Origin of the sequence: Nocardia sp. NPDC024068, from assembly GCF_040638875.1 — a bacterium.
Lineage (GTDB): Bacteria > Actinomycetota > Actinomycetes > Mycobacteriales > Mycobacteriaceae > Nocardia.
The window spans coordinates 68,610-93,707 of record NZ_JBEZYU010000009.1; the positions used below are offsets into that span (position 1 = coordinate 68,610).

The window sequence follows — 25,098 nt, forward strand, 5'->3', positions numbered from 1 at the left end:
GATCAGGCTAGCCTGGGATGTATGACCGCTACCGGCCTACTGGACTGGAGCCGGGTCGAGGTCGCCGGCCCGGCCGGTCCCCCGGCTCCGGGAGTCCGGATGGCGGGTTTCCGCTACTACGACATCGGCCCCGTGGACCTCACGATGATCCCGCATCCCTCGGTCACGATCCTGCTCGATCTCACCGAGCGCGGAGTCGCCTACCGCGGTCCCGGAGGCCCGGTCGCGGGGAACGCGATCATCGGCCTCCGTGCAGGCACCTTGCGCATCACCAGCGTGGGGGTCGGCGAAGTGTTGCAGATCCGCCTGTCCCCCGTCGCCGCCGCAGCGATTATCCGAGACACCGAGATGATCGGCGGTACCGTGACGCCGTTGCCGCAGCTGTGGGGCGGCAGCGCTGCCATCTTGACCGAGCGGCTCCGTTCGACACCGTCATGGGACGACCGGTTCGCCCTCGCGGGCGCCTTCCTTCGAAGCCGGGTACCCGGCAGAGTCGCTGTAGCACCCGAATTCGTGTACGCCTGGAACCAGACCGTCCGGACCAGGGGGCAGCTCCGAATCGAGACGATCGCCACCGAGACCGGCTGGACCCGCCAGCGACTCTGGTCCCACTTCCGGACCCGGATCGGAGTCTCACCCAAGCGTGCGTCCGAACTCGTCCGCTTCGACCATGCCGCCCATCTTCTGGCGGCAGGCCGCTCGCCCGCGGATGCCGCGGTCGAGGCAGGCTATGCCGACCAATCCCATCTCCACCGTCGCACCAAGGCGATCACCGATATGACCCCGCCCCTCGTCGCGAGCGCACCGTGGCTCGCGATCGATGAAACCGCGTGGCCGGCGGGCTGATCCCGCAGCCGACCGGACAACCACCGCCTGCCCGACGGGCACATGAGACCATCTCACCGCCGAGCGCGTATGGCCTCCGCGGTCGCCCACTGGGCTTCCGCCTGCGCGAGGGCGGCATGTGCCTGGGCCTGAGCGATCACGTTCCGCCGATCCGCGCCGCTGACCGCGTCGCCGTCGGTGAGCCCACTGAGCAGCGCCTCGGCGCGCTGCTTGTGAGTGGTGTAGTCATCCATCGCTCAATACTCGCACCCCTGGAACGGCGGACGGCTGCGGCAGGTAGATCGGAACATGAGGTGCGCCGGAAGAATCGAGGACATGCCGTGGTCCGAGCCGGGCACGGCACCGCGGCGGTCGAAATATCACGGGGCGGGAGCTGTTCCGAGATCGAAGCGGATACCCGCGCGCAGCATATCCGTGGCCGATAGTCCGATCATGTCGCGAAAGGTCTCGCTGAAATGCGACGGGGTGGCGAAACCGGCGTCGATGGCGGCGCGAGTGAGGTCGTGGCCGGCCACGGCGTTGCGAACGGTGCGGATGATGCGGCTCCACCGTTGATAGCCGCGGAAGGTAGTGCCGTACTGCTGGGTGAACAGTCGCAGGAAATGTGTGGTGGACAGGCCCATCTTCGCGGCGATCTGATCGGCGCGGAAGGTCCGGTCCGGATGGTCGCGGATGGTGGTGGCGACCTCTTCGATGCGCGGATCGGTTACCGGCGCGGGCCCGGCGACGGCGCGGGCGTAGATGCGATCCGGGTCCACGCTCTCGGCTGAGCACAACTCGACCAGTTCCCGTTCCCGGCGATGTCCGAGTCCGAAACGTCCTGCGGAAGAGGTCATCTCGTCGGCAATGGCGGTGGCGGGCGCGCCCGCGGGTTCGACGAACAGTGCCAGAATCCAGCCCTCGGTGGCGACCAGACGCTGTGTCGTGCGGGCGGGGGCGAAGAAGCTGCCGGTGCGGATCGGGCCGTGCGCGCCGGTATGCACAAGGAGCGGGCCGTGCAATCCGACGCCGAGCATGGCGACCGACGGGGAATGCGGTTCGACGCCGAGATCCGGCCCGACGTAGCCGACATGGCCGGCCCGCACCCAGGCGACCGGCGTCCGCGCCGGACCGCAGATTTCCGAAAGCGGATCAGTGTCCACGCCTGTCAGGGTATCGCCAGGCCACCGAGAGCGTCGGAGGCGAGAAGCATGACCGGAAGCACGGAGACACCTGATGCGCAGCGATACGGCCGAGACGAAAGAGAAGTCTCCACCCCCGGACGATCCCGAGCCGGACCGGCATCCGACCGGATCATTACGCCCATTCGCCACCGGGTTCGCCGCCGTACTGATCTTTCAGGTCATCGGCGCTGTCGCCGGGCTGGCACCGCTGCTTGCCGTCGTCGAATTGGGCCGGACCCTGCTCTCCCCCACGCCGATCGACCATGGTCACGTCTGGATCGTCGTGCTCGCGGGCGCGGCCGGCCTGCTGGTCCGGCTGCTGTTCACGGCCGCATCGGCGGGCATCGGACATCTACTCGACGGGCGGGTACAGCTGTCGCTGCGCCGGCAACTGGCCGCCGGGCTGGGACGGGTGCCGATCGGCTGGTTCTCCCGCCGCCGGACCGGCGAGCTGGCGCAGGTGGTCGGCGGCGATGTGAGCGCCGTCCACCCGTTCATCGCGCACACCCCCGGCGAGCTCGTCTCCGCCTTCGTGGTACCACTGGTTTCGCTGATCTATCTGTGCACCGTCGACTGGCGGCTGACGCTCATCACGCTCGTCCCGGTCGTCCTGGCGGTGGCGCTGGTACCGGCGATGATGACTCCGGCTCGGCTGCGCGAACAGGAAGAGTTCGATGCGGCCATGGGGCGCGTCGCGGACTCCGTCGTCGAATACGTGCAGGGCATCGCGGTGGTCAAGGCATTCGGCGGTTCCGGGCAGGCCCACCGCGCATTCCGGACGGCCGTGGATGATTTCGTCGGGACCTTCTCCCGCTGGGTGGGCGGTCTCGCCCCGATCGCCGCGGGAATGCAGCTCGTGCTGTCACCGCCGTTCGTCCTGCTGGTCGTGCTGACCGGCGGTGCGGTGCTGGTGACGACCGGTTCGCTCGCACCGGCCGATCTGCTGCCGTTCCTGCTGCTGGGACTGGGCCTGACCGCCCCGGTGGCCGCCCTCGGCCACGGCTTCGACGAGATACAGGCCGCGCGGCGCGCGGTCGGCCGGATTCGGGAAGTACTCGCCGTCACGCCGCTGCCGGAACCCGCGAATCCGGTCGCACCCCGGGGGCACCGGGTTGAGCTGCGCGACGTTCGATTCGGCTACGACGCCGAGCGTGAGGTGCTGCGCGGAATCGACCTGGTACTCGAACCGGGGACGGTCACCGCGCTCGTCGGACCGTCCGGAAGCGGCAAATCCACCCTGGTGCAGCTACTGCCACGCTTCTTCGATCCGACGCACGGGTCGGTCATGCTGGGCGGGATCGATCTGCGGGACATCGCCGGCGATGCCCTGTACCGGAACGTCGCCTTCGTCTTCCAGGATGTTCGCCTGCTACGCGCATCGGTCGCCGACAATATCGCGCTGGCGGTACCACGTGCCGACCGCGCCGATGTGGTGGGCGCCGCCCAGCTGGCGAATATTCACGATCGCATCCTCGAACTGCCCCACGGCTACGAGACCGTGCTCGGCACGCAGGCCCGGCTCTCCGGCGGTGAGGCCCAGCGCATCGCACTCGCCCGCGCACTACTCTCCGACGCGCCCATCCTGGTACTCGACGAGGCGACGGCCTTCGCCGACCCGCAGACCGAACAGGCGGTGCGCCGAGCACTGTCCACACTGGCAGGAAAGCGCACCATCCTGGTCATCGCCCATCGCCTGGAGACAGTCGCCGACGCCGACACCGTCGTGGTGCTGGAGAACGGGGCGATCGCCGAGCGCGGCCGGCCGGCCGAACTGCTGGCCCGCGGCGGCAGGTTCGCCGCTTTCTGGCAGGTCCATCGATCAGCGATCGCGGACAGGTCCGAAACCCCACAGGGAGACGAATACCGATGATTCGAATGCTGCTGCGCGTACTCGGACCCGAATACGCCCCGCCGGTGCGCCGCACGGTTGCCCTCATGACAGCGACCGCCATTGTCGAAGGATTGTCCTACGGCCTGCTGGTTCCCATTCTGCGCGCCCTGTTCGGGGATACTCCCGCGCAGGCCCGGCCCTGGCTGGTGGCCTTCGGGATGGCGGTCGCGGTCTACGCGGTCCTGCGTTATCTCAGTGATCTGTCCGGTTTCCGAGTCGGAACCACTCTGCTGCGGGGAATCTACACCCGGATCGGTGCGCATCTGGGCCGTCTACCCCTCGGCTGGTACAGCGGCGGCCGCGTCGGCGAGGTGTCGGTGCTGGCCAGTCGCGGCGTCCTGGAGGCCATGAGCGTTATCGCACATCTGCTGGCGCCGTTCCTCTCCGCCGCGGTGACCCCCCTGACGATCGTCTTCGTCCTGCTGTCATACAACTGGCAGCTGGGCGTGGCCGCGCTCCTCGCCGCGCCGATCGTGGCGGCGATCAGTGGCCGGACGGCCCACGCAACCGCCGCCGCCGATGCCGAGCGCTCCGAACGCGAGGCCGCAGCCGCCGAACGGGTCATCGAGTATCTCCAGGCACAGCCGGTGCTGCGGACGGGCGGCCGAACCACTGAGCGTTTCGCGCTGCTCGACGACTCGCTCCACGAACTACAGCGCGCATCGCGCCGGTCGACGGTGTCCGCACTACCCGGCGTCATCGGCCTCACGCTCACGGTGCAGGCGATGTTCACAGCCCTACTCGTCCTGGGCACCTATCTCGCCCTCGGCGGCGAAATCGGAGTGGCAGAGTTCTTGGCGATCATGGTGTTGGCCGCCCGCTGCGCCGATCCGCTGCTGTCGCTGTCGGATCTCGGCGGCAAGCTCCGCGGCGCGCGCGCCGTGCTGGCCGGGCTCGATACGCTGCTGCGCGCCGAACCGTTGCCGGAGGCCGCCGATCCCGTCCGGCCACACCGCCATGACCTAAAGTTCGAGTCCGTCTCCTTCCGCCACGGCGACCGGCAGGTGTTCGACAACGTGTCGCTGGCGGTGCCGTCGGGCACGCGGTTGGCCGTCATCGGCCCATCGGGTGCGGGGAAGAGCACCATGCTGCAACTACTCGCCCGGTTCTACGACGTGGACTCCGGCGCGGTACGAATCGGCGGTGTGGACGTACGCGCGATGAGCTCCGAGGAGTTGATGGCCCAGTTCGCCATCGTCTTCCAGGACGTCCGGCTCTTCGACGGCACCATCGAGGAGAACGTGCGTCTCGGCCGCCCCGGCGCGACCGACGCGCAGATGCGGGCCGCCGCCACCGCGGCGGGCCTGGACGAGGTGATCGAGCGTCTCCCCGACGGCTGGAACACGGTGGTCGGCGAGGGCGGCGCGCTACTGTCGGGCGGTGAGCGCCAACGGGTTTCCATCGCTCGGGCGCTGTTGAAGGATGCGCCCATCGTGCTCCTGGACGAGGTGACTTCCGCCCTGGACCCGGTGAACGAGGCGGCGGTCCACGCCGGGATCGAACGCCTCATGGCCGGCCGAACCGTGGTGATGGTGGCGCATCGAATGCGCACCGTCCGCCGCGCCGATCACGTCGTCTTCCTCGACGGCGGCCGAATCGTGGAACAGGGAAGCCACGACGATCTGGTGGGCCACGGCGGCCGCTACGCCGCGTTCTGGGCGATATCCCAACCACTGTCGGCCGTTGAGTAACTGCCGGGTGGAGGAGGCGAAGCCCGGCTCGCATCAGCCCGGTGGGTTCGGTGAGGTCGTGGTAGCGCCGCAGTCCCGGCGACCATGACTCGCGCGTGCTAGGTGTCGATGAGATGGTCTGTGCCGATAAATCGGTCCAGCAGCATCAGCTCCCCCTGCTATCGACCGGATCGAGAGGACCGCGTCGGCGAGAGCATGCGTCCGACGGCTCGGAGAAGTGACCGGAACTCGGCACGGTTGGGGCGGACACCCAGCCGGGCATACATCATCACGTTGCCGTACTCGGCCATGCGCACGATCTTGCCGGCGGTGACGTCGAACCGAGTGAGGTAGGTGTTGCGATAGGGCGTGCCGGTCCGGGCGACGACCATGTCACCGGTGCCGAGGAAGAAGACCTCGCGGCCGTCGGGGCCGACGGTCCACCGGTGGTTGCGCCAGACCAGCGGGTCGAACTTGTCGAAGATGCCCCTGGTGTACCCGAGCACCTCCTCCCGGCCGCGCACGTCCGCGACGCAGAGACCTCTGCGACGACCGGCGATGATGTCCGCGACACCCTGGTCAGTGGTCACCGCGTTCGAGTGCATGAAGAGCTGCTCCGCGTCGTCCCCGAGGGTGTCCTCGACGGCGCCGATGTCCTTCGCCTCGACAGCCCGGATGAACTCCTTCGCAGTCTCCAGCGCCGAGCGGGTCGTGGAACGAGGGCCGGTCATGACAGCTCCTCCTTCGCGTCCAGGACGGCGGTCGTGGCGTCCCAGGACAAGAGCGGTTCACCGAACGCCGGTGGCATGCCGAAGGACGCGAAGCGCGGCGTCCACCACCGGGTGAAGTCCGACTCGTACGCAAGGAGCCGTTCGGAGAACGTAGCCAGGTCGATGCCCTCCTCCACTCGATCTGCTGGAAGTGGGAACGTCCACGCTGTACTGGTCATATCTCCTCCGATGGCTCTGATGCCGCTGAGGCGGCACGCCATCTAGGATGCAAGGCCCCGCGACAGGGAGGAATGCCGCGCTGAAACTAGTACTGCCAGTGTCACCACACGCGAGGGAGGCGTCTGTGCTGCGGAAGAATGAGCCCATGGTGAGCAATGATCGGAGCGATCTGGCGCACTACCTGAGACAGCGCAGGGCGGCGATGACGCCGCCGGACCTGCACGGTCGACCGAGAAGCTCCCGTCGGCGGGTGTCGGGGCTTCGCAGGCAAGAGATGGCCGACCTGACCGGGATCTCCGTGGAGTACTACACGCGTCTGGAACAGGGCAAAGCTCCTCGACCGTCACGTGAGATCCTCACGGCTCTGGCGCAAGGCTTCGCTCTGACAGGGCCGGAGCGCGCCCACCTGTTCCGGCTGGGAGGCGAGTCCCCGCCCGAACTACCCACCCCCGGCTCGGTCGTCCGCCCGGGCCTGCTGCGGATGCTCGAGGGACTGGACGAGACGATGCCGGTCACCGTCCACGACGGTCGGCTCGACCTCCTGGCCCGCAACAAGCGCGCAGCTGAACTGCTGCCGCCCGCCGACGGGACCGGCCCCTTCGCGCGCAACCTCGCCTACCAGGCTTTCGCTACCACCGCCCTCACCGACCTGCTCGGTAACAGCGCTGAGCAATTCCTGCGCGTCGCAGCCGCTGAGCTGCGCACCGCGCGGAGCCGATACCCCGAGGACGACTACCTCCGCAGCATGCTCGCGGAGCTCACCGCTACCAGCCCGGTCTTCCGCGACTACTGGGAGCGCGGCGAGGTCATCGCGTCGCGGTCGGCGACGAAGCAGCTGCACCACGCCACGTACGGCCGGGTCAGCTTCGACATCGAGCTCCTGCATGACCCTGAGCGAGACCACTGGGTCATGCTCTACACGCCCCGCGACGACGCCTGACCTCTGCCACATCTACCACCCGGCGAAGGGTGCAGTGCTGACTCGGGGTTTTCAGAACCGGCAACATCGCCACCCTCACGCGCTACAGTCCCGGCACCCTGCGGCCGTACCCGACGATCTGGCGCTCCAACCCTGCCGAGGGCACAAACCTGCAACGAATTTCCGCAGTTCAGCGGATCAAACCGATTCACAGGTCGGGCCCGGCTCTGCGTGGAGGTAGCGTCCGGGCGAGGTCCCCACGGTCCGGCGGAACGCCGCGAGGAAGGCGCTCGCAGTCGTGTATCCCACCGCGTGGGCGGCCTGGGATACGGTACGGCCTTCGGCGAGGAGAGGCAGGGCGGCGCGCAGCCGCATATGGGTGCGCCAGCGGTCGAAGCTCATACCGGTGTCGCGGACGAACAGCCTGGTCAGTGTTCGCCGGCTCACTCCGATATCGTGCGCATGCGCTTCGAGGCCGCGGGGGTCGGCGGGGTCGGCGAGCAGGGTGTCGGCCACGGCGCGGACCCGTTCGTCCACGGGGTGCGGGACGTCGATCGGCAAGGTCGGTACGGGGTGCAGCAGGTCCAGCACGACGGCCTCGGCTCGCCGCCGTGCGTCTTCGGCGAGATCCTGGCGGGCGAGATAGGTGATCAGTTGGGCCAGCAGCGCGCCGACGCCCACCGCGGTGGGCTCGGACCAGTCCGGGGAGCATCCTGCCGGATCGAGGTAGAGGCTGCACAACACCGCCTCGCGGGTGGCGCCGGTCCGGTGCACCACCCCCGCCGGTAACCACAGGGCCCGGGTCGGTGGCAGTACCCAGTACGCGTCGGCCACAGCGACGCTGAGGACCCCGCGACGTGCCCATGCCAGCTGATGGTGGGTGTGACTGTGGGCGGGGATCCATTCCCCCGACGTCAACGGGAATTGGCCGACGATGATCACTCCCGCGCCGGACGGATCGAACGAATCGGCGGACTCCAGCATGACGCCAGCCTATGTCCTCAACGCGATATCATCGGGCCTCATCACGTATTGTGGCCACCTTCGCGGGGCGCATAGCGTCGTTGAGTGCTGAAAAAACCTGTGCCTCATCATGGTTGGTGTACGCCCTCGAAGCCGGAGCGTCTGCCGTGACGTCGGTGGTTGCTTCCGTGACCCCCGGCCGGCGCCGGGGAGCGCTCGTGGTGCTGTGCTTCGTGCAGTTCATGCTCGTCCTCGACGATAATGTGGTCAGCGTCGCCCTACCCAGCCTCCGCGACGAACTCGGCTTCAGCGGCGCAGGGCTCGCCTGGGTGGTCAACGCCTACTTCCTCGCATTCGGTGGATTGTTGTTGCTGGCCGGGCGCGCGGCCGACCTGGTGGGCCGCCGCCGCGTCTTCCTCCTGGGGGTGGCGCTGTTCGGTGTGGCGAGTCTTGCGTGCGGGGTCGCCCAACAGCCCTGGCAACTCGTGCTCGGACGGTTCGTTCAGGGCGCCGGCGCGGCCATGGCGAGCCCGGCCGCGCTGTCGTTGATCACTCTGCTGTTCCCGGGCACGGCGGAACGCACCCGGGCACTGGCCATCTGGGGTGGGATCGCGGCGCTGGGCGGCACCGCGGGCCTGGTGATCTCCGGTGTACTGACCGACCTCACATCCTGGCGCTGGATCTTTCTCATCAACCTGCCGGTGGCGGCGGTGGCCCTCATGCTGTTGCCGCGCTTGATCCCGGAAAGTCGTGCACACTCCCGGGTGCGCCTGGATGTACCCGGCGCCGTTCTGGGCACCGGCGCCGTGGTGTCCCTGGTCTACGGCCTGCTCCGAGCCGGGGAAACGAACTGGGCAGACCTCCCCGTCATCGCAGCCCTGCTGCTGGCCGCGCTCTCGGCCGCCGCATTCATCGTGGTGGAGTCGAGGGTGGCGGAGCCGTTGGTGCCGAAAGCGTTCCTGGCCGACCGGACACGTTCGGTCGCCAACGCGGCGATGTTGCTGTTTTCGGTGGCCTTTTTCGCCATGGCCTTCCTGCTGATGATCCACTTGCAGACCGTCCTCGGATACGGTCCGTTGCAGGCCGGCCTGGCCTATCTGCCCTATGGCGCTGGAATTCTCGTGGGTATGCGCCTTTCCACGTACGCGATCACGAGGATCGGGATGCGGTGGGCGCTGATCTCGTCGTTCCTGATCAGCGCCGCCGGGCTGCTGATGCTGTCCGGTGTGGCGGCGGGCGATCCATACGCTACGGGTGTGCTGCCGGGCATGCTCGTCACCAGCCTGGGATGCGGGCTGAGCCTGCCGGTCCTGACGGCGGCCGCGGTCACCGGCACCAACGCGGAGAACGCCGGCCTCGGCTCGGCGTTGTTCAGCTCTGTGCAGCAGATCGGTGGCGCAATAGGCGTCGCCGTTCTGGTCACCGTGGCCGAACGCCACAGTGGCGCCTCGGCCGGTTCCGCTGATTCGCCGGGCTTTTCCTTCGCACTCACGATCGCTGCCGTCATTCTCGCCCTCGGCGCCGTCGTCGTCACTGCACTGCCAACACACCGATCACCCGGTACAAACCCATATTGACCAGGCGTTTTCCAAGTGCCCATGTTTTATGTGTCCGGCCGAGGGCACAATCCGCAACGAGTTTCCGCAGGGTCGCATCCTGCTGTTGTTCAACCCCCCGGATCCGAACACGCGGGCAGCGTCTTCTTCAAACCCCCGACGGGCGGCACAGCAGTGGGCGGCCACTGATCAACCGAGGACGTGGCGTCGCGCGCACTGTTCGGCATGGTCGCCGGGCGCGCTACTCGCGCGGGAGCAGCCTGGAGTTCGGTAGCGGCGGAGCCGGTAGCGGTAGCGGTGGCGGTTGGTCGGGAGGGAACTCGCCGAACAGGGCAGGCTTGCCGGCATCCCGCGTGTCGGCAGGTTCGAAACCGAGCTCGGCCTGGTATCGGCGGCGGTACTCGACGATCTCGTCGTGATCGCGTCCGATGAAGTTCCACCACATCACGATCCGCTCCCGCAACGGGACGCCGCCCAGCAGGATGACACGCGCTTCGGTATCGCCCGCGGTGAGGACCAACGTCTCGGATCCGGGAGGTATGTAGGCGAGCGATCGATGCCCGACGGTGGCCGAATTCACCGTGACCTCGGCACTCTCGGCGAGGACCGCGTGCTCGAAGTCCGCCCGCACGGTGAGCCGTACCGAGGCGCCGGGCTCGAGTATCAGTTCGGCACCGAGCAGGCCGGGTGTCCGCGTATCGACCGGGGAGACCGATCCGAGGAGTGCTCCGATGAACACGCGGGCCCTGGCGCCGGGAAGTATCACCGGCTCGGGCGCGTAGTGCGCGAATGCGTTCTCGCTGAAACGCGTCTCGTCCGGCAGCGCGTACCAGAGCTGCACGCCGTGCAGGATGTTCGTCTCGGGGTCGCTGATCTCTTGATGGGTGATGCCACGGCCCGCGATCATCAGGTTGAGCTCGCCCGGCACCACCGAAGCCGCGTTGCCGCCGGAGTCGAGATGCCCGACGTGGCCGGTGAACAGCCAGGACACCGTCGCGAGCCCGGTGTGTGGATGGCGCGGCATCTGCATGCCACCGGTTACCGAGACGTCATCGGGACCGTAGTGATCCAGAAAGCACCACGCCCCCACCAGCGACCGCTGCCGCTGCGGGAGGGTCCGGTACACGGTCATCTCCCGCACGCCGCCGAGTGGCACGAGGCGCGGCTCGAGGACCTCTGTCGCCGTGCACGGCTGCCCGGGCTCCAGGACCTTCAGATCGGGGCGTGGGTCGAGATCGGTCATCGGATGATCTTCCCTTCGGAATCGCGGGGACGCACTGCATGCCGGCTGAGGATCGAGATCCGGTTGAACGCGTTGATCGTGACCGCCACCCACTCGGCCGCGACGAATGCCTCCTCGCCGAGAACGGATCGGGCGCCCGCGAGATCGGCATCCGACTCGTCGGTGGTGGGGAGCATCGTGGCGGCTTCGGCCACCGCGAGCACCGCCCGCTGCCGATCGTCGAACAATCCGGTCTCCCGCCACGCCGGCAGCAGGTCCAGCTGCTGCTGCGCTATCCCGGCCCGTCTCGCCTCGCGCGAATGCAGATCCACGCAGAACGCGCACGCGTTGAGCTGCGAGGCGCGCAGCTTGATGAACTCGGACTCCTGGACCGACAGTCCGCGGGACAACGCCGCTACTCGAATCGCCGCCGAGAACGCTTCCGCGGCCTTCCACGCCTCGGGCATCACCTTGTCCAAGGACGGACGCATCGTGTCTCCATTTCCGCGGCGACAGCGCACATCCGTCTTCCGCTCTCGCGTATGTCTATCTCGACGCCGGCGTCGGGTCCGTGAACACAGGGGTTTCGGTGGGTGCTCGGCGTACCCATCGAACGGCGTCGACGACTCGTATCCTGCACCGAATCACGATGTCGAGGGCGAGCGGATCTCAGGTCCCGCTCCGGACGGCGCGCGTGACCAGAGCCACATCGGTAGGTGTCGGCCGGCGAAAAACACCGCCGTTCGCGACGAATTCATCGCCATGCGTCTTCAGATGGCGGGCGAACAGCGGGCACACCGGCACGACGGTGAGGTGCTCGCGAATACTGTCTGCCAGCGCCGTCCGCACCAGCACCCCGGCCAGACCTCGTCCACCGAACTCCTCGGCCACTTCGGTGTGAAAGAAGATCCGCTCGGCGTCCGGTCCGGGCGAGTCGACGAAGTCGGCCCTGCCGGCGGGTGATCCATCGGCGAGGCTCACGATGTAGGAGCTGATCGGGTCGGCGATATCGAGCGTGACCGTCACGGAGGCACCGGTGTTGTCGATCAATCCTTCGGCCATCCGGCCCTCCTTTATGAGACGGTGCCGAATTTCCCGGCCCCGGGATCCCGGCGGTGGTGACGGGTGGTCATCGTGTCACGGGCTGTTCGGCCAGCAGCTCGCGTACCCGGGGGATGACCCGGCTGCCGTACAGCTCGACCGAACGTAGCCGTGCGGCAGCGGAGACGGTGCCCGCGGCCGAGTAGATCATGTCGAACCGGCCCGCATCCAACACCCGGATCGCCTGGGCGATCTTCTTCGCGACCGTCTCGGCCGAGCCGACGTACAGCGATCCGTGTTCCACCTCGGCATCGAACTCTTCCCGGCGGATCGGGGGCCAGCCGCGCAGGGCCCCGATCCGGTCGCGAGTCTCCTTGAAACCGGGGTAGAACAGTTCTTTCGCCTCTTCGTCGGTGGGAGCGACAAACCCCGGCGAGTGCATACCGACCGGCTGTGCGGTGGTGCCGAGTTGCTCGTTCGCCCGCCGGTACAGGTCGACAAAGGGCGCGAACCGGCCGGGGGCGCCGCCGATGACGGCGAGCATGAGCCGGAACCCGTAGTGGGCGGTGCGGAGCACGGACTCCGGTGACCCACCGACTCCCACCCAGGTATCGAGACGTCCCGATTCGGTCTTCGGATACACATCCGCCTCATGGAGGGCGGCACGGGTGGTGCCCGTCCAGGTGACCGGCGTCTCGTCCAGGAGCCGGTGGAACAGGTCGATCTTCTCCTCGAACAGCACGTCGTAGTCCACCAGGTCGTACCCGAACAGGGGGAACGACTCGGTGAACGAACCGCGTCCGAGGATCACCTGCGCCCGGCCGCCGGAGAGCGCGTCCACGGTGGCGAACCGTTGGAAGACCCGCACCGGGTCGTCCGAGGACAGCACCGTCACGCCCGAGGCGAGCCGGATGCGCTTCGTGGCGGTCGCAATCCCGGCCAGCACCGTTTCCGGGCTGGAGATCGCGTACTCCGGCCGGTGGTGCTCACCCAGCGCGACCACGTCGATCCCGACCTGATCGGCCAGGACCGCCTCGGCCACCACCGCGCGGATCGCCTGCGCATGCGAAACGATCTCCCCCCGGTCGTTGCGTGGCCGGTCGCCGAAGCTGTCGATACCGAACTCGAGCTGCGAAACATCCATCGCGTGCAATTCCTTCAACGCTTCGTTGTGTTCGTGGGTGACAGCCTTCCGGGGCCGATACGAGATCGGGGCCGGTCCCGCGCACAGATACCGGCTCCGACAAGGTTCGACGGGCAGGTCGGAACGTCTTCCGTCGCCTGGTAACGACCGTACGGCGGCTATCCAGTGGGCGTCCAAGACTTGTTCGGCTGCGCAACGATAGAATTCGTCTATCGATATCAGTCCCCGGATCCTCCGCTACTTCGTGGCCGTAGCCGAGGAACTCCACTTCGGCCGCGCGGCCACCCGCCTCTACATCTCCCAGCCGTCCCTCAGCCATCAGATCCGCAAGCTCGAGGAAACCCTCGGAACCCCGCTGTTCGTGCGTTCGAGCCGCCGGGTGCAGCTCACCGCCGCGGGCCGGACGCTGATTCGCGAGGCGCCGATAGCGCTGGCCGCGCTGGAACAAGCCGTGCAGCTCACCCGGCTGGCCGGGTCCGGGATCGCGACGACGATTCGGCTGGGCTACACCCCGGTCACAAGCTTCGACACCCTCACCACGCTTCTGGATGCCCTCCACGAAGACCACCCCGGCCTCACGGTCGCCCCGAGAGAGGTCTTCAGCGCCGAGATTCCCGAACGGCTGTGCGCCGGCGACCTGGATATCGGTCTCGCCCTCGCACCGCAGCCCATCGACGGGGTGGGTGGCGAAATCCTCCGCAGAGAACCCGTTTCCGCACTCCTCAGCACGCGCCACCCCCTCGCCGGCACACCGGCGATCCCGGTGACGGCCCTCCGCGACCAGACGCTGCTGCTGTTCCCGCGCCGACTCGCCCCCACGTACTACGACGGCATCGTCGCTGCATGCCACGAAGCGGGCTTCTCCCCCGAGATTCACGCGTTCGAGGAGCCGCCGGTGAACGCCATGCTCGCCCGGCTCTCCGGCGGACGCGAGATCGGCTTGGCCCCTGCCTCGTTCGCTGAGCACGCAGCGAAGCCGGGCACCGGCATTGTTCTTCGCGACATCGTCGATCCGCCGATACCGGCAGAACTCTCCGTGCTGTGGCCGGCGAACGATCCCTCGCTCGCCATTTCCGGCGTCCTCGCCACCGCCCGGCGATGCGCCGAACAAAACGGATGGCTACGTAACCACCCTGGTGAGTAAAGCCCTGACCGTATTTCTTGTTTCTGAGAGATCGAGGGCCATCATCGGCAGTAGAGCGATCCACCACGCTGCGCGCCCGTGACCTCACCCCCGCCACCAGGGTGCTGCTGGTACTGCAGAAAATCGCGCCCAAGAACAGGGGGCTGGGTCGCGATATGCTGGACTGGCTCGAAGACCTGCGCGAATTGGAGTCCGGCCCGGACCCCCTCGGGGACTACCTGACCGTTCTCACCTACATCATGACGGTCGGAGACACCCCCGAAACCGATATCGCGACGGTATTCGAACAACTCGGCCCGCTCGCAAAGGAGGCGATCGTGACCACAGCCGAAACCATCGAAGCACGCGGACGTGCCAAGGGGCGGGCAGAAGGTCTCGCGGAAGGCCGCGCCGAAGTATTGCTCGAGCAGATGACGGTCAAGTTCGGCCCGCTGCCCGCCTCGGCGATCCGCCGGGTTCGATCGGCCGGCCAGGACCAGGTGCGGACCTGGACGGCGCGGGTCCTGACCGCCGCTACTCTCGACGAAACGCTCGCCTGAACCCGGACGTCCCGGTGAACCGATGTCACGGGGTTCGGCACCGCCATGACGGTCACGGTTCTGCTGGGCGGTGACGTCATGCTCGGTCGCGGCGTGGACCAACTCCTGCCGCGAGCCGGACGGCCGGAATTGCAGGAGCCGTGCGTCCGGGACGCCAGGCGCTACGTGGAGCTGGCCGAGCAGGTCAATGGGCCGATCCCCCGGCCGTTCGGCTTCACCCGGCCCTGGGGCGAGGTGCTCGATATCCTCGACGAGGTCGCGCCCGACGTGCGGCTGGTCAACCTGGAAACCGCCGTCACCGCCGACGGCGATTTCGCAGCCGGCAAGGCGGTCCACTATCGGATGCATCCCGGCAATCTGCCGGCGCTCGCGGCGCTGCGGCCGGACGTGTGCGCACTGAGCAACAACCATTGCCTCGATTTCGGTGTCCGCGGCCTGGCCGACACCCTCGACGCGCTGTCCGGCGCGAATATCCGCGCGGTCGGTGCGGGCGCGGATCTCGATGCCGCGCGACAACCTGCGGTCGTGCCGGTCCCGGGCGGGCGCCGGGTCCTGATCGCGTCGGTATCGACCCTGTCCAGCGGTGTTCCCGCCCGCTGGGCCGCGGACAGCGGCCGCCCCGGAGTCTGGTTGATCGATCAGCCGTCGGTCCGGCACGCCGACCAAGTGGCGGCCCGGATCTCGACTGCGTTCCGCAGCGGTGACCGCACCGTCGTGTCGGTGCACTGGGGGCCCAACTGGGGCTACGGAACCGGACTCGGTGAACAAGAATTCGCCCACCGGCTGATCGACTCCGGTGTCGATATCGTGCACGGTCACTCCGCGCATCACCCCCGCGCGATCGAGATCTACCGAGGCCGACCCATCCTGTACGGCTGCGGTGATGTGATCGACGACTACGAGGGCATCGGCGGACATGATTCCTACCGGCCGGATCTGCGGCTGCTGTACCTCGTCACCCTCGAATCCGGGGGTCCCCCGGTGGTGTGGATGCTGCCGTTGCGTATCCGGCACGTACAACTCGAGCGGGCCGGGTCCGCCGATACCCGATGGCTGCGAACCACGCTCGGCGATATCAGCCGCCGGTTCGGCACGCGAATCGGCGACGGGACCGATGGTCTGCTGACCGCATACCGGCCCGATACGACCGGATCCCCATACCGGAGCTGATCTGCGTTATTCGTGCCGGAGCCCCGATCGGCGCGTACCTTCGCGTCGTCCCCGGGAGCCGGGGAGACGGGAATCCGCATTCGCTACGTCAGTACGGGTAGTCCCGGAATGTCATCACACCGCCGACCAGCACGATCACCGCCGTGAGGATGTAGACCGTGACGCGGAACCACATCGGCCCGTAGTAACTGACCGCCATCGACGCACCGAGCGCAACGAGAATCAGCACCACCCCGTAGAGGGGTGTGCGTTGCTCTCTGTCAGCCATTACTCCAGTGTCCTCCGCCTGCGGCGCGGGTGGCAATGCCGCTCGCCGTCTAAGACCGGCCCCTCCAGCAGGGTCGTCGCCGTTTGCTCGTGCGTCGTCGTCAACCGCATGAACTGCTCGGCAGGGACGGTCCTGTCCGAGCGGTCCTGGTCCGCGGCGGCGGTGGAGTCGGCTCCGCGGCCGGAGCAGCGGTTCGGGCGCCTACTTGCACGGCGCATACGGCTTCCACAACCTGCTGCGACGCCGGCGGGACGAGTCGATGGACGAGGTGCTCCGGAAGCGGCTGCCGGTCGGGTGAGCAGGCCGGGGAATCGGTCTCACCAGGCGACAACCCCCGCGTCGTCGAAGAAGCCGCCGCGCGGTCCGTCGTCGGGCAGGGTGGCGAGCCGGAGCGCGATCGCGGCACCCTGTTCGGGCGTTCGTGGTGCGTTGAAACCGGTGAAATCTGTTGCCACATAGCCGGGGCAGGCGGCGTTCACGAGGATGTTCGTCTCCGCGAGGGCCCGGGCATACTGGACCGTGACGCTGTTGAGCATCGACTTCGACGGTGCGTAGGCGGCGAGGATCGGGCCGGTCCGCAGCGTCAGCGAGCCCATATTGCTCGATATGTTGACGATGCGCGGCGCGGCCGCGCGGCGCAGCAGCGGGAGCATCGCGTTCGTCACCCGGACCACCCCGAACACATTGGTGTCGAGGACGGTGCGGACGACGTCGAGGTCGAGGGTTACCGGGTCTTGCGCGCCGCCGTCGATCCGGCCGCCGATGCCGGCGTTGTTGACGAGCACGTCCAACCGGCCCACCGTCTGCTCGACGGTCGACGCCGCGGCGGCCACGCTCTCGTCCGAGGTGACGTCGAGGGCGACGCCGAACGCGTCGCTGCCCGCGGCGCGGAGACGGTCGACCGCTTCCGTACGCCTCGCCTCGTCGCGCGCGCCCACCGCGACGGTGAAACCGAGCGCTCCGAGCCCCTGCGCGATGGCGAAACCGATTCCCTTGTTCGCGCCCGTGACCAGCGCGATCTTCGTATCGTTCACCCGATCCATGCTCGGCGCGACAGGCGGGACTGTCCAAGACCGGTTGGATCCGCTGTGATACTCGACGGGTATCAGCTTGGTAGGCTGCCCGAGTGCGCGACCTCGAAACCCGCGAACTCCGGTACTTCGTCGCAGTCGCGGAGGAACTGCATTTCGGGCGCGCGGCGGTCCGGCTCGGGATCGCGCAACCGCCGCTCTCCCGCGCCATCCGCCAACTCGAAAAGCGACTCGGCGTCCGGCTTCTCGACCGGGACCGCCGGGGTGTGGCGCTCACCGACGCCGGCGCGGTGTTGCTTCGCGAGGCCAGAACGGCTCTGGACGCGGTTGCGGCCGCGGCGCGGCGGACCCGGCGGGCCGGGGATCCGCAGCGGCCGCTGGTGCTCGTGACGAAAGCCGGGGCGTCGCACGAACTGCTGCAACGGCTCCTCGACGCACTGGCGCGGGAGCCCGGTGCGGCGCCGGTCGAAGTACTGCTGTGCGAGGTCGGCGAACAGGCGCGGCGACTGCGCGACGGGAGCGCCGATGTGGCGATCATGCACCGTCCCGTCGACGACCTCACCGGATTCGACACCGAGGACCTCCACACCGAAGACCAGGTCGCGATCGTGCCGGCGGCGCATCCGCTCGCTTCGCGGGATCGGCTCACGATGGCGGAGGCCGGCAATGTGCCGGACCTGCCGATCGCGCGCTGGCCCCGGCTCGACGGGTCCTACCCGGACGGGCCCGGACCGGAGGTACACACCCAGTCGCAACTCGCCCAGCTCGTGGCACTCGGCCGGACGTTGCTGGTCATTCCCGCCTCCAGCCGTGCCTGGCAGTGGCCCGAACACGTCGCGGTGCCGGTGGTCGACGCGCCGCGTATCACCACGGTGATCGCGTGGCCACCGAACAGCACCGCACCGGCGATCGCCGCCCTCGTCCGCACCGCGTCCGGGCTCCGGGACACGTCGCTCTCCACCTCTGCGGGCTGAACCGGCTTCCTATGCGGCGTATCTCGCGGTCGCCGCCCTGCGCAACCCTGGTCACCTTTCCGGCCGAGAGCGCGCGGCAGGCGATGCCGGAGGTCGCGATCACCCTTCTGCAGGCCGGAGTTGCGGGCCCAGTACGGACAGCAGCTGTAGTTTCTCGTAGCTCTCGGTACCCGGGACCGCCGTGTAGACGAGCAGCGAATGGGACTGGCCCGGATCGACCAGCCGCTGGCAGGTGAGTTCCAGGGGGCCGACTTCCGGGTGGATGAAATGTTTGACGTCGTGCGGGCGTATCCCGATCTCGTGCTTCTCCCACACCTGCCGGAACTCCTCGTTGCGCGCGAGGAGCAGGTCGGCGAGTTCCGCGGCCCGGGAGTCCGGGCCGCGGAGGGTGACGATCTCGCGCAGACCCGATACGTACATGCGGGTGAGGAACTGGTGCTGCTCGGGTGCGTATCGCTGCCGCGTGGCCGGGTCGGTGAACCACCGGTACCCGATACTGCGGGCGGGACCGGTGTACCGGGTCAGATCGCCGGTGAGCGCGACGCCCATCGGGGTCTGCCGCAGGGTCTCGCCGAGTTCGGTGACGATCTCCGCGGGTGTGTCGTTCAGGCGATCGAAAACACGGAGCAGGCCGGGGCCGATATGGTCGCCGGCCCCGCCGCGGGCGGGCGGGTTCTGCCCCGCGAGCCGGAACAGGTGGTCGCGTTCGTCGAGGGAGAGATGCAGCCCCAGCGCGATCGCAGCGAGCATCTGGCTCGACGGCTGCGGCCCGCGCTCCCGTTCGAGCCGGGAGTAGTAGTCGGCCGACATATTGCACAGTGACGCGACCTCTTCGCGGCGGAGCCCGTCGGTCCGCCGGCGCGAACCGCGCGCAAGACCGACATCTTCCGGCTGCAGCGCCTTCCGGCGGGTCCGGAGGAAATCGGCCAGCCCGACGCGATCGATCATCGGCACGTCCCTCTCTCGCGGTGCTGAATGCGTTTCTACCACCTGCGAGAACGGGTAGCCGCGGACTGCCGATCCCCCCATACCGTGCCGGACCGTGGCCGGCGGAGCCTGGGATCGGCAGGCCGTGGATACGCTCCCGGCGATGCGCAAACCTCGGGGTACACGCCATTCGTCACAGAACGAAGGAGACCGATCATGGTTCGCGATATGGATATCGCCATCCCCGGCCTGTCCGGGAAACTCGCCGTCGTCACCGGCGCCAGCGACGGGATCGGGTCCGTCATCGCCCGCCGCCTGGCGGAGGCGGGCGCGGAGGTGATCATGCCGGTCCGCAACGCGGCCAAGGGCGAGAAGGCCGCCGATCGCCTCCGCGAGCTCGTCCCGGGCGCGAACGTCGCCACCCGGGCCCTCGACCTTTCGTCGCTCGATTCGGTGGCCGCCCTCGCCGACCGGCTCGTCGGCGAGGGCCGCCCGATCGACATTCTGGTCAACAACGCCGGCGTGATGACACCGCCGGACCGGCAGGTCACCGCGGACGGTTTCGAGCTGCAGTTCGGTACCAACCACCTCGGGCACTTCGCCCTCACCCAGGGACTGTTGCCACTGCTGCGGCAGGGCCGGGCCCGGGTCACGCATCAGACGAGCATCGCCGCGCGCAGCGGCACGATCAACTGGGACGACCCGAATTGGGAGCGCGGCTACGACGGCCGCAAGGCCTACAGCCAGTCGAAGATCGCCGTCGGCCTGTTCGCCCGCGAACTCGACGAGCGCAGCACCGCGGCGGGCTGGGGAATCACCAGCAATATGTCGCACCCGGGGGTCTCGCCGACGAACCTGCTCGCCGCACAGCCCGATATGGGGCGGCAGCGGGACACCGTCTCGGTGCGCGCGATCCGCGTGCTCTCCCGGATGGGCATCCTGGCCGGCACCGTCGAGTCCGCGGCCCTGCCTGCGCTGCTGGCGGCGGCCGATCCCGACGCGAAGGGCGGCGAGTTCTACGGCCCGAAGGGGCTCGGCAACCTCGGTGGACGGCCCGCCCGGCAGGATCCGTGGCCGCCGCTGCGCCGCATGGACGACGCCCGCAGGCTCTGGGAGGTCTCCGAGGAGCTGGTCGGGGTCGGATTCCCGGTCTGACCCCGGAGAGCTCGCGAAGTCGGGAGTGTGCCCCCGGGGCGGCTCGGCTTAGGATTTCGCGGGTGGGACTGGTGTTCGGGACGCGGGCGTCGGATTCGCCGTGGGTCGAGTCCGTGTGGACATGCCGCAGCGACGAGGTCGAGGAGATGACCTCGGTCGCGTCCGAGACCTGGGGGCTGGTGTTCTGGGAACAGGCGGGGCGCGCCCATGCCGCGATCACCGGCCCGGAGAGCCGCACCGGGAAGGCACCCGTGCCCGAAGGCGCGGGATTCGTCGGTATCCAGTTCGCGGTCGGGACGTCGCTGCGTACGACTGCGACGTCGGCCCTGGTAGACGGCGGGATCGTGCTGCCCGATGTGACGGGCCGGACCTTCTTCCTCGACGGCGCCCACCGGGAGACACCGCGCCCGGACGATGTCGAAGCGCTCGTCGACCGGCTCGTCCACGAGGGAGTCGTGATCGCAGACCCGGTGGTGGCGCAGACACTGCGGGGTTCGCCGCCTGCGGCGGGCGAGCGGACACTCGAACGTCGCTTCCGGGCCGCGACCGGGCTCACCCAGGGCGGGGTCCGGCAGATCGGGCGGGCCCGCACGGCCGCGCTGCTGCTGGCCTCGGGCGAAACACCCGGCGATGTGGTCGGCAAGCTCGGGTATTACGACGAACCCCACCTCGCGCGGGCGCTGCGGCGATTCGTCGGGCGGACGGCCCAGCAGCTACGTGCCGGGACCGGGGGCGCGCTCGCCCTCGATCCGGGTCAGCGCACCACCTCGTAGACGAGCTTGGTCACGCCGTTGGAGTAGGACTCCGATTCCCGCAGCCGCAGCGTCTGCTTGTCGCGGTCCGATCGGTCGAACAGGCCCTTGCCCGCACCCAGCAATACCGGGAAAACCAGCAGGTTGTAGCGGTCGATCAAGTCGGCGGCCGCGAGGCGCCGGGCCAGCTCGGCGCTGCCGTGGATGTAGATCGGGCCGCCGTCGGTCTGCTTCAGCTTCGCGACATCGTCGTCCGATCGCAGGATCGTGATCGGACCCCACCCCTCGATCAACGCGTCCTCGGTCAATTCGGAGGACACCACGTACTTCGGCAGGTCCTTGTAGGCGGCGTGGTCCTCGGAGTCCCGCCAGACCGGGGCGAACGCCTCGTAGCTGCGGCGGCCGAACAGGAGCGCGGTGGTGTCGGCGAGTTCTTCGCCCTTGAGCGCGAACGCCTCGGGCACGAACTCGGTGTCCATCACCCACCCACCGCTGCGATGCCCCTCGACCGCGCCGCCCGGCGAATCCACGACGCCGTCCAGCGACATGAAGCCTGTGTAGACGAGTTCGCGTGCCATCAGTTCCTCCTGGGTGTGGGGCATCGGATTCTGCCTGCAGTCAGCCTAGGAACAGCGCGCGCCGATGTCTTGGACGAAACCGACACGGCATTTCCCGGCCGGCGGGACGGCCGCGCGGACCTCCCGATAGCCGCGATGTCGTACAATCAGTCGTACGACTTCGAGCGGGCCCCGCGGTTCTCACTGGATCAAGGGAACATGGCTGCGAGTAGTGAGCCGGGCCGGGGAGACAGACGCTTGCCGCCGCGCGCGATGCCGGGGTGGCCCTCGGTGAGGACGACAGAGCAGCCGGTCGGCAGCGCGAGGTAACCGATGATCGCGGGTTTCGCCACCGCGAGTTCGTACAGGGTCGCCGCGCGCAGGGTGGCGTCGGTGTGCCGGTGGGCCGAGCCGGAGCAGCCGATGAACCAGCCCGATTCGGTATCGCCGTGCGGGTATCGGTGCATCAGAACGGAATCGGTGGCGCCGAACGCCGCGCAGGTCATGGCGTATTGCAGGTGGTTCGGGAAATCCAGCTCGGGTTCCAGTCCGAGGCTGCCGGCGACTTCGCGCTGAAACCACAGCTGCTCCAGGGCTTGTGCGGTACCCGAGACGAAGGCCGGGGGCATCTGCGCGAAATCGGGTTCGCAGAGCCCGAGGGTGCCGTCGCCGCGGTCGGTCACATAGCAGTCCAGCCAGCCGATACCGACGGTCTCGCCGACCGGGAAGCGGCTACCTTCCCGGATGGACTCCTCCAGCCCGGATACGAGCCACTCGACACCCGGGCCGTACACGGGATCGGGTTGATATTCGAGGGTGAACTCGGCGTGTCCGGGAATACCGGCGGCCGTCCTCCGCTGCTCCACGATTCTCCGATCTCACAGGATCCGGATCCGGTCGGACTCGGGCGCGGCGATCGCGCCGCAGTCGACGTCCCACTACAAATCATGCCGGAGGGCGGCTCGATCCGCGCACCGAGATGTCCCGCCCGGCCGCGCGGGCCGCAGGTCCGCGGCGGTGAAGGTTTACGTCATAGGCGCCCAGCAGGTCCGGAGTCCCGGCTCGGCGCGGCGGTCGACGAGTTCGACGCGGAAACCGGCCGGATTGGCGAGGAAGGCGAAGAACAGGCTGCCGTCGGACATCTCGCGAGTGGCTTCCACCTGCCATCCGTGCTCGACGAGGCCGTCCATGTCGCCGGCGAGATCGTCGGAGAAGTAGCCGATGTGGTGGATTCCGACGCCGGGGGCCGGTTCCCACAGCGTCCCGGGGATGGCGCGGACGACTTCCAGACGCGGTTCCCCGATCGAGAAAACACAGCGGAGTGCGAACTCGCCCGGCCCGCGCGGGCCGGAGACCTCGACGGTGCTGTCGATCAGGCGGCCCCATTCGTAGCCGAGGGTCGCCGAGAGCGCTGCCGTGGTGGCTTCGACGTCCGTGGTCACGATGCCCACATGGAACTGGTCGCGGGCCCTCATGTCCGATGCCTCCCGCCCACCGGTCCGCCGGACCTCGGGGCGCGTTCCAGAATTGCATTCTTGAGCATAAGAAGAATATTCTCACTGCAGGAGAAGGGTTGCAACGCCAAGGTTGACCGGCCTCCGGTCGGCCGAGATCGGGATCCTGCCGGTGAGCCTTCGCACAACCACATCGGACGACGTGAGGCGACAGATGCAGACGAAACCGACCCCGGAGTCCGCCGGGACCACGTTGACCGGGAAGGTCGCGTTCGTGGCGGGAGCCAGTCGCGGGATCGGGGCGGCCATCGCCGAGCAACTGGCCGCGGCGGGAGCGGCGGTCGCGGTAGCGGCCCGCTCGGAGTCCGAGGGGACCGTGCCGGGAACGATCCACGCGGTGGCCGAACGCATCACGGCCGCCGGTGGCCGCGGGCTGGCGGTGCCCTGCGATGTCACCGACCCGGGATCGGTCGAGGATGCGGTCGCACGGACGGTGGCCGAATTGGGCGGTATCGACATCCTGGTGGCCAACGCCGGGGTGCTGTGGCTCGGACCGGTCGAGACGACCCCGCTGAAGCGGTGGCAGTTGTGCCTGGATGTGAACCTCACCGGGGTGTTCTCGGTGACCAAGGCGGTGATCCCGCAGCTGCGGGCACGCGGCGGCGGGTCATTGATCGCGATCACCACGACCGGCGTCGATATGGTGGACCGCGGCGCGAACGCCTACTGGGTCTCCAAGGCCGCCGTCGAACGGCTGTACCTCGGTTTGGCCGCCGACCTGCGCGGGGACAATATCGCGGTCAACTGCCTGAGCCCGAGCCGAGTGGTGCTCACCGAGGGTTGGCAGGCGGCCGGCGGCAGCCGGGAGATTCCGCCGGAAATGGTCGAACCGGCCGAGACGATCGCCCGGGCCGCGGTCCTGCTCGCGGGCCAGGACGCCGCCGGTATCACCGGGACGGTGCAGCGTTCACAGACCCTGATCCCGGGCTGAACCGGGGCCCTCGGCACGGGCGGCGAGGAACTCCTCGAAGGTGATCCGCCCGTCCGCGTGCTCCGGTGTGAGATGCACACCGGCGCGGAAATCGCGGATCGCCCTACCGGGCAGCGGAACCGGCAGCACCGGCCGCCGGCGGCCGACGACCCGGAGATACGCGTGGGCCAGATCGGTGGCGGGACGGACCTGCGGGCCGCCCATATCCGGAACCCGCCGGTCCGGGGGACCCTCCGCGAGGACGGCCAGGCGGTCGGCCACCTCGAGGACATCGACCGGCTGGAAGGACACCTTCGCCGGCACGGCGAGCACCGGCGCCCACCGCTGGATATCGAATATCTCGGCGATCAGATCGTGGAACTGCGTCGCCCGCAGAATCGTCCACGGCAGCTCCGAATGCTGGATCAGCGCTTCGCATTCCGCTTTGGCGCGGTAGTAGCCGAGCGCATGGTGGTCGATGCCGACGATCGACGGATACACCAGATGCGGCCCGCCGGCGGCCTGCGCGGCCTCGATGAGGGCACCGGTCGCGGTGATATCACCGCGACCGTTGGTCGTGGCCAGGTGGACGATCACCTCGATATCGGCGACCGCCTCACCCAATCCGCTGCCGGTCCGCAGATCTCCCACTGTCCAGTCGTGGGTCTCCGGAGCACGTTCGGACCGGGTCAGGACCCGCACCTCGTGGCCCGCGGCGAGCAGCCGGGGCACGAGTGCCCGCCCGAGCCGGCCGGTACCGCCGGTGACCAGTACCCGCTTCGACATCATCGG

28 protein-coding genes are annotated in these 25,098 nt (G+C 68.6%); 12 read left to right on the forward strand and 16 right to left on the reverse strand.

Features of this window, described 5'->3' with window-relative positions; genetic code table 11:
* Window positions 1-21: 21 nt before the first annotated feature.
* Window positions 22-846 (forward strand): helix-turn-helix domain-containing protein, encoded by an 825-nt coding sequence (locus tag AB0F41_RS11525; RefSeq protein WP_357422717.1) that lies wholly within the window; start codon window positions 22-24, stop codon window positions 844-846.
* A 53-nt stretch (window positions 847-899) separates the two neighbouring features.
* Here AB0F41_RS11525 and AB0F41_RS11530 read toward each other — a convergent pair whose 3' ends face one another.
* Both AB0F41_RS11530 and AB0F41_RS11535 read right to left on the reverse strand, forming a co-directional pair.
* On the reverse strand, window positions 900-1,079 hold the full coding sequence (locus tag AB0F41_RS11530) for a hypothetical protein (RefSeq protein WP_357422718.1): 180 nt from the start codon (window positions 1,077-1,079) through the stop codon (window positions 900-902).
* 126 nt (window positions 1,080-1,205) lie between these two features.
* Window positions 1,206-1,988, reverse strand: a complete 783-nt coding sequence (locus AB0F41_RS11535; protein WP_357422719.1) for an AraC family transcriptional regulator — start codon at window positions 1,986-1,988, stop codon at window positions 1,206-1,208.
* A gap of 73 nt (window positions 1,989-2,061) precedes the next feature.
* Between AB0F41_RS11535 and AB0F41_RS11540 the strand changes: the two genes are divergently transcribed.
* On the forward strand, window positions 2,062-3,879 hold the full coding sequence (locus tag AB0F41_RS11540) for an ABC transporter ATP-binding protein (RefSeq protein WP_357422720.1): 1,818 nt from the start codon (window positions 2,062-2,064) through the stop codon (window positions 3,877-3,879).
* Window positions 3,876-5,591 (forward strand): ABC transporter ATP-binding protein, encoded by a 1,716-nt coding sequence (locus AB0F41_RS11545; protein WP_357422721.1) that lies wholly within the window; start codon window positions 3,876-3,878, stop codon window positions 5,589-5,591. Before AB0F41_RS11540 ends, AB0F41_RS11545 begins: the two co-directional genes overlap by 4 nt.
* A 158-nt stretch (window positions 5,592-5,749) precedes the next feature.
* Here the strand turns inward: AB0F41_RS11545 and AB0F41_RS11550 are convergent, their stop codons facing one another.
* Window positions 5,750-6,301, reverse strand: a complete 552-nt coding sequence (locus AB0F41_RS11550; RefSeq protein ID WP_357422722.1) for a nuclear transport factor 2 family protein — start codon at window positions 6,299-6,301, stop codon at window positions 5,750-5,752.
* Window positions 6,298-6,519 (reverse strand): hypothetical protein, encoded by a 222-nt coding sequence (locus AB0F41_RS11555; protein ID WP_357422723.1) that lies wholly within the window; start codon window positions 6,517-6,519, stop codon window positions 6,298-6,300. Before AB0F41_RS11555 ends, AB0F41_RS11550 begins: the two co-directional genes overlap by 4 nt.
* 146 nt (window positions 6,520-6,665) lie before the next feature.
* On the opposite strand from AB0F41_RS11555, the gene AB0F41_RS11560 reads away from it, so the two are divergent.
* On the forward strand, window positions 6,666-7,460 hold the full coding sequence (locus AB0F41_RS11560) for a helix-turn-helix transcriptional regulator (RefSeq protein ID WP_357422724.1): 795 nt from the start codon (window positions 6,666-6,668) through the stop codon (window positions 7,458-7,460).
* A gap of 177 nt (window positions 7,461-7,637) precedes the next feature.
* On the opposite strand, the gene AB0F41_RS11565 is transcribed toward AB0F41_RS11560, so the two are convergent.
* On the reverse strand, window positions 7,638-8,423 hold the full coding sequence (locus AB0F41_RS11565; RefSeq protein WP_357422725.1) for a helix-turn-helix transcriptional regulator: 786 nt from the start codon (window positions 8,421-8,423) through the stop codon (window positions 7,638-7,640).
* Between the two features lie 155 nt (window positions 8,424-8,578).
* Between AB0F41_RS11565 and AB0F41_RS11570 the strand changes: the two genes are divergently transcribed.
* Entirely contained in the window at window positions 8,579-9,979 is a 1,401-nt protein-coding gene (locus AB0F41_RS11570; RefSeq protein ID WP_357422726.1) for an MFS transporter, read from the forward strand.
* A gap of 220 nt (window positions 9,980-10,199) precedes the next feature.
* Here the strand turns inward: AB0F41_RS11570 and AB0F41_RS11575 are convergent, their stop codons facing one another.
* From AB0F41_RS11575 to AB0F41_RS11590, 4 genes are all read right to left on the reverse strand, one after another.
* Window positions 10,200-11,201, reverse strand: a complete 1,002-nt coding sequence (locus tag AB0F41_RS11575) for a pirin family protein (RefSeq protein ID WP_357422727.1) — start codon at window positions 11,199-11,201, stop codon at window positions 10,200-10,202.
* Window positions 11,198-11,671, reverse strand: a complete 474-nt coding sequence (locus AB0F41_RS11580; protein WP_357422728.1) for a carboxymuconolactone decarboxylase family protein — start codon at window positions 11,669-11,671, stop codon at window positions 11,198-11,200. The genes AB0F41_RS11575 and AB0F41_RS11580 overlap by 4 nt, the downstream gene beginning before the upstream one ends.
* A gap of 178 nt (window positions 11,672-11,849) precedes the next feature.
* Window positions 11,850-12,242 (reverse strand): GNAT family N-acetyltransferase, encoded by a 393-nt coding sequence (locus AB0F41_RS11585; RefSeq protein ID WP_357422729.1) that lies wholly within the window; start codon window positions 12,240-12,242, stop codon window positions 11,850-11,852.
* A gap of 67 nt (window positions 12,243-12,309) precedes the next feature.
* The gene (locus AB0F41_RS11590) at window positions 12,310-13,365 is read right to left on the reverse strand and encodes an LLM class flavin-dependent oxidoreductase (RefSeq protein WP_357422730.1); all 1,056 of its coding nucleotides are present in this window, start codon (window positions 13,363-13,365) and stop codon (window positions 12,310-12,312) included.
* A 229-nt stretch (window positions 13,366-13,594) separates the two neighbouring features.
* Between AB0F41_RS11590 and AB0F41_RS11595 the strand changes: the two genes are divergently transcribed.
* Genes AB0F41_RS11595 through AB0F41_RS11605 form a run of 3 tightly spaced genes read left to right on the forward strand, consistent with a single transcriptional unit; the run spans window position 13,595 to window position 16,218 of the window.
* Window positions 13,595-14,509: a LysR substrate-binding domain-containing protein gene (locus tag AB0F41_RS11595; protein ID WP_357422789.1), complete on the forward strand. Its 915-nt coding sequence runs from the start codon at window positions 13,595-13,597 to the stop codon at window positions 14,507-14,509.
* Window positions 14,510-14,526: 17 nt separating this feature from the next.
* Window positions 14,527-15,048, forward strand: coding sequence for a hypothetical protein (locus AB0F41_RS11600; RefSeq protein WP_357422731.1), 522 nt, complete (start codon window positions 14,527-14,529; stop codon window positions 15,046-15,048).
* A gap of 45 nt (window positions 15,049-15,093) precedes the next feature.
* Window positions 15,094-16,218: a CapA family protein gene (locus AB0F41_RS11605; RefSeq protein ID WP_357422732.1), complete on the forward strand. Its 1,125-nt coding sequence runs from the start codon at window positions 15,094-15,096 to the stop codon at window positions 16,216-16,218.
* A gap of 88 nt (window positions 16,219-16,306) precedes the next feature.
* Here the strand turns inward: AB0F41_RS11605 and AB0F41_RS11610 are convergent, their stop codons facing one another.
* Together AB0F41_RS11610 and AB0F41_RS11615 are read right to left on the reverse strand one after the other, a co-directional pair.
* On the reverse strand, window positions 16,307-16,486 hold the full coding sequence (locus AB0F41_RS11610) for a hypothetical protein (protein WP_357422733.1): 180 nt from the start codon (window positions 16,484-16,486) through the stop codon (window positions 16,307-16,309).
* Between the two features lie 317 nt (window positions 16,487-16,803).
* Complete coding sequence (locus AB0F41_RS11615; RefSeq protein WP_357422734.1) at window positions 16,804-17,529, reverse strand: SDR family oxidoreductase; 726 nt, start codon at window positions 17,527-17,529, stop codon at window positions 16,804-16,806.
* Between the two features lie 83 nt (window positions 17,530-17,612).
* On the opposite strand from AB0F41_RS11615, the gene AB0F41_RS11620 reads away from it, so the two are divergent.
* Window positions 17,613-18,491 (forward strand): LysR family transcriptional regulator, encoded by an 879-nt coding sequence (locus tag AB0F41_RS11620; protein ID WP_357422735.1) that lies wholly within the window; start codon window positions 17,613-17,615, stop codon window positions 18,489-18,491.
* A gap of 99 nt (window positions 18,492-18,590) precedes the next feature.
* Here the strand turns inward: AB0F41_RS11620 and AB0F41_RS11625 are convergent, their stop codons facing one another.
* Window positions 18,591-19,439: a helix-turn-helix transcriptional regulator gene (locus AB0F41_RS11625; RefSeq protein WP_357422736.1), complete on the reverse strand. Its 849-nt coding sequence runs from the start codon at window positions 19,437-19,439 to the stop codon at window positions 18,591-18,593.
* A 195-nt stretch (window positions 19,440-19,634) separates the two neighbouring features.
* Here AB0F41_RS11625 and AB0F41_RS11630 point away from each other — a divergent pair, with 195 nt between their 5' ends.
* Both AB0F41_RS11630 and AB0F41_RS11635 read left to right on the forward strand, forming a co-directional pair.
* Complete coding sequence (locus AB0F41_RS11630) at window positions 19,635-20,573, forward strand: SDR family oxidoreductase (protein ID WP_357422737.1); 939 nt, start codon at window positions 19,635-19,637, stop codon at window positions 20,571-20,573.
* Window positions 20,574-20,635: 62 nt separating this feature from the next.
* Window positions 20,636-21,346, forward strand: a complete 711-nt coding sequence (locus AB0F41_RS11635) for an AraC family transcriptional regulator (RefSeq protein WP_357422738.1) — start codon at window positions 20,636-20,638, stop codon at window positions 21,344-21,346.
* Here AB0F41_RS11635 and AB0F41_RS11640 read toward each other — a convergent pair.
* From AB0F41_RS11640 to AB0F41_RS11650, 3 genes are all read right to left on the reverse strand, one after another.
* Entirely contained in the window at window positions 21,328-21,903 is a 576-nt protein-coding gene (locus AB0F41_RS11640) for a dihydrofolate reductase family protein (protein ID WP_357422790.1), read from the reverse strand. The two genes, AB0F41_RS11635 and AB0F41_RS11640, sit on opposite strands and share 19 nt — an antisense overlap.
* Before the next feature lie 188 nt (window positions 21,904-22,091).
* Window positions 22,092-22,748 carry a hypothetical protein gene (locus AB0F41_RS11645; protein WP_357422739.1) on the reverse strand — a complete coding sequence of 219 codons (657 nt, stop codon included), beginning with the start codon at window positions 22,746-22,748 and terminating at the stop codon, window positions 22,092-22,094.
* A 159-nt stretch (window positions 22,749-22,907) separates the two neighbouring features.
* A complete protein-coding gene (locus AB0F41_RS11650; RefSeq protein ID WP_357422740.1) occupies window positions 22,908-23,357 on the reverse strand; it encodes a VOC family protein in 450 nt (149 codons plus the stop codon).
* Between the two features lie 193 nt (window positions 23,358-23,550).
* Here AB0F41_RS11650 and AB0F41_RS11655 point away from each other — a divergent pair, with 193 nt between their 5' ends.
* Window positions 23,551-24,327 (forward strand): SDR family NAD(P)-dependent oxidoreductase, encoded by a 777-nt coding sequence (locus AB0F41_RS11655; RefSeq protein WP_357422741.1) that lies wholly within the window; start codon window positions 23,551-23,553, stop codon window positions 24,325-24,327.
* On the opposite strand, the gene AB0F41_RS11660 is transcribed toward AB0F41_RS11655, so the two are convergent.
* Complete coding sequence (locus AB0F41_RS11660; protein ID WP_357422742.1) at window positions 24,304-25,092, reverse strand: NAD(P)H-binding protein; 789 nt, start codon at window positions 25,090-25,092, stop codon at window positions 24,304-24,306. The genes AB0F41_RS11655 and AB0F41_RS11660 overlap by 24 nt on opposite strands.
* Window positions 25,093-25,098: the final 6 nt, after the last annotated feature.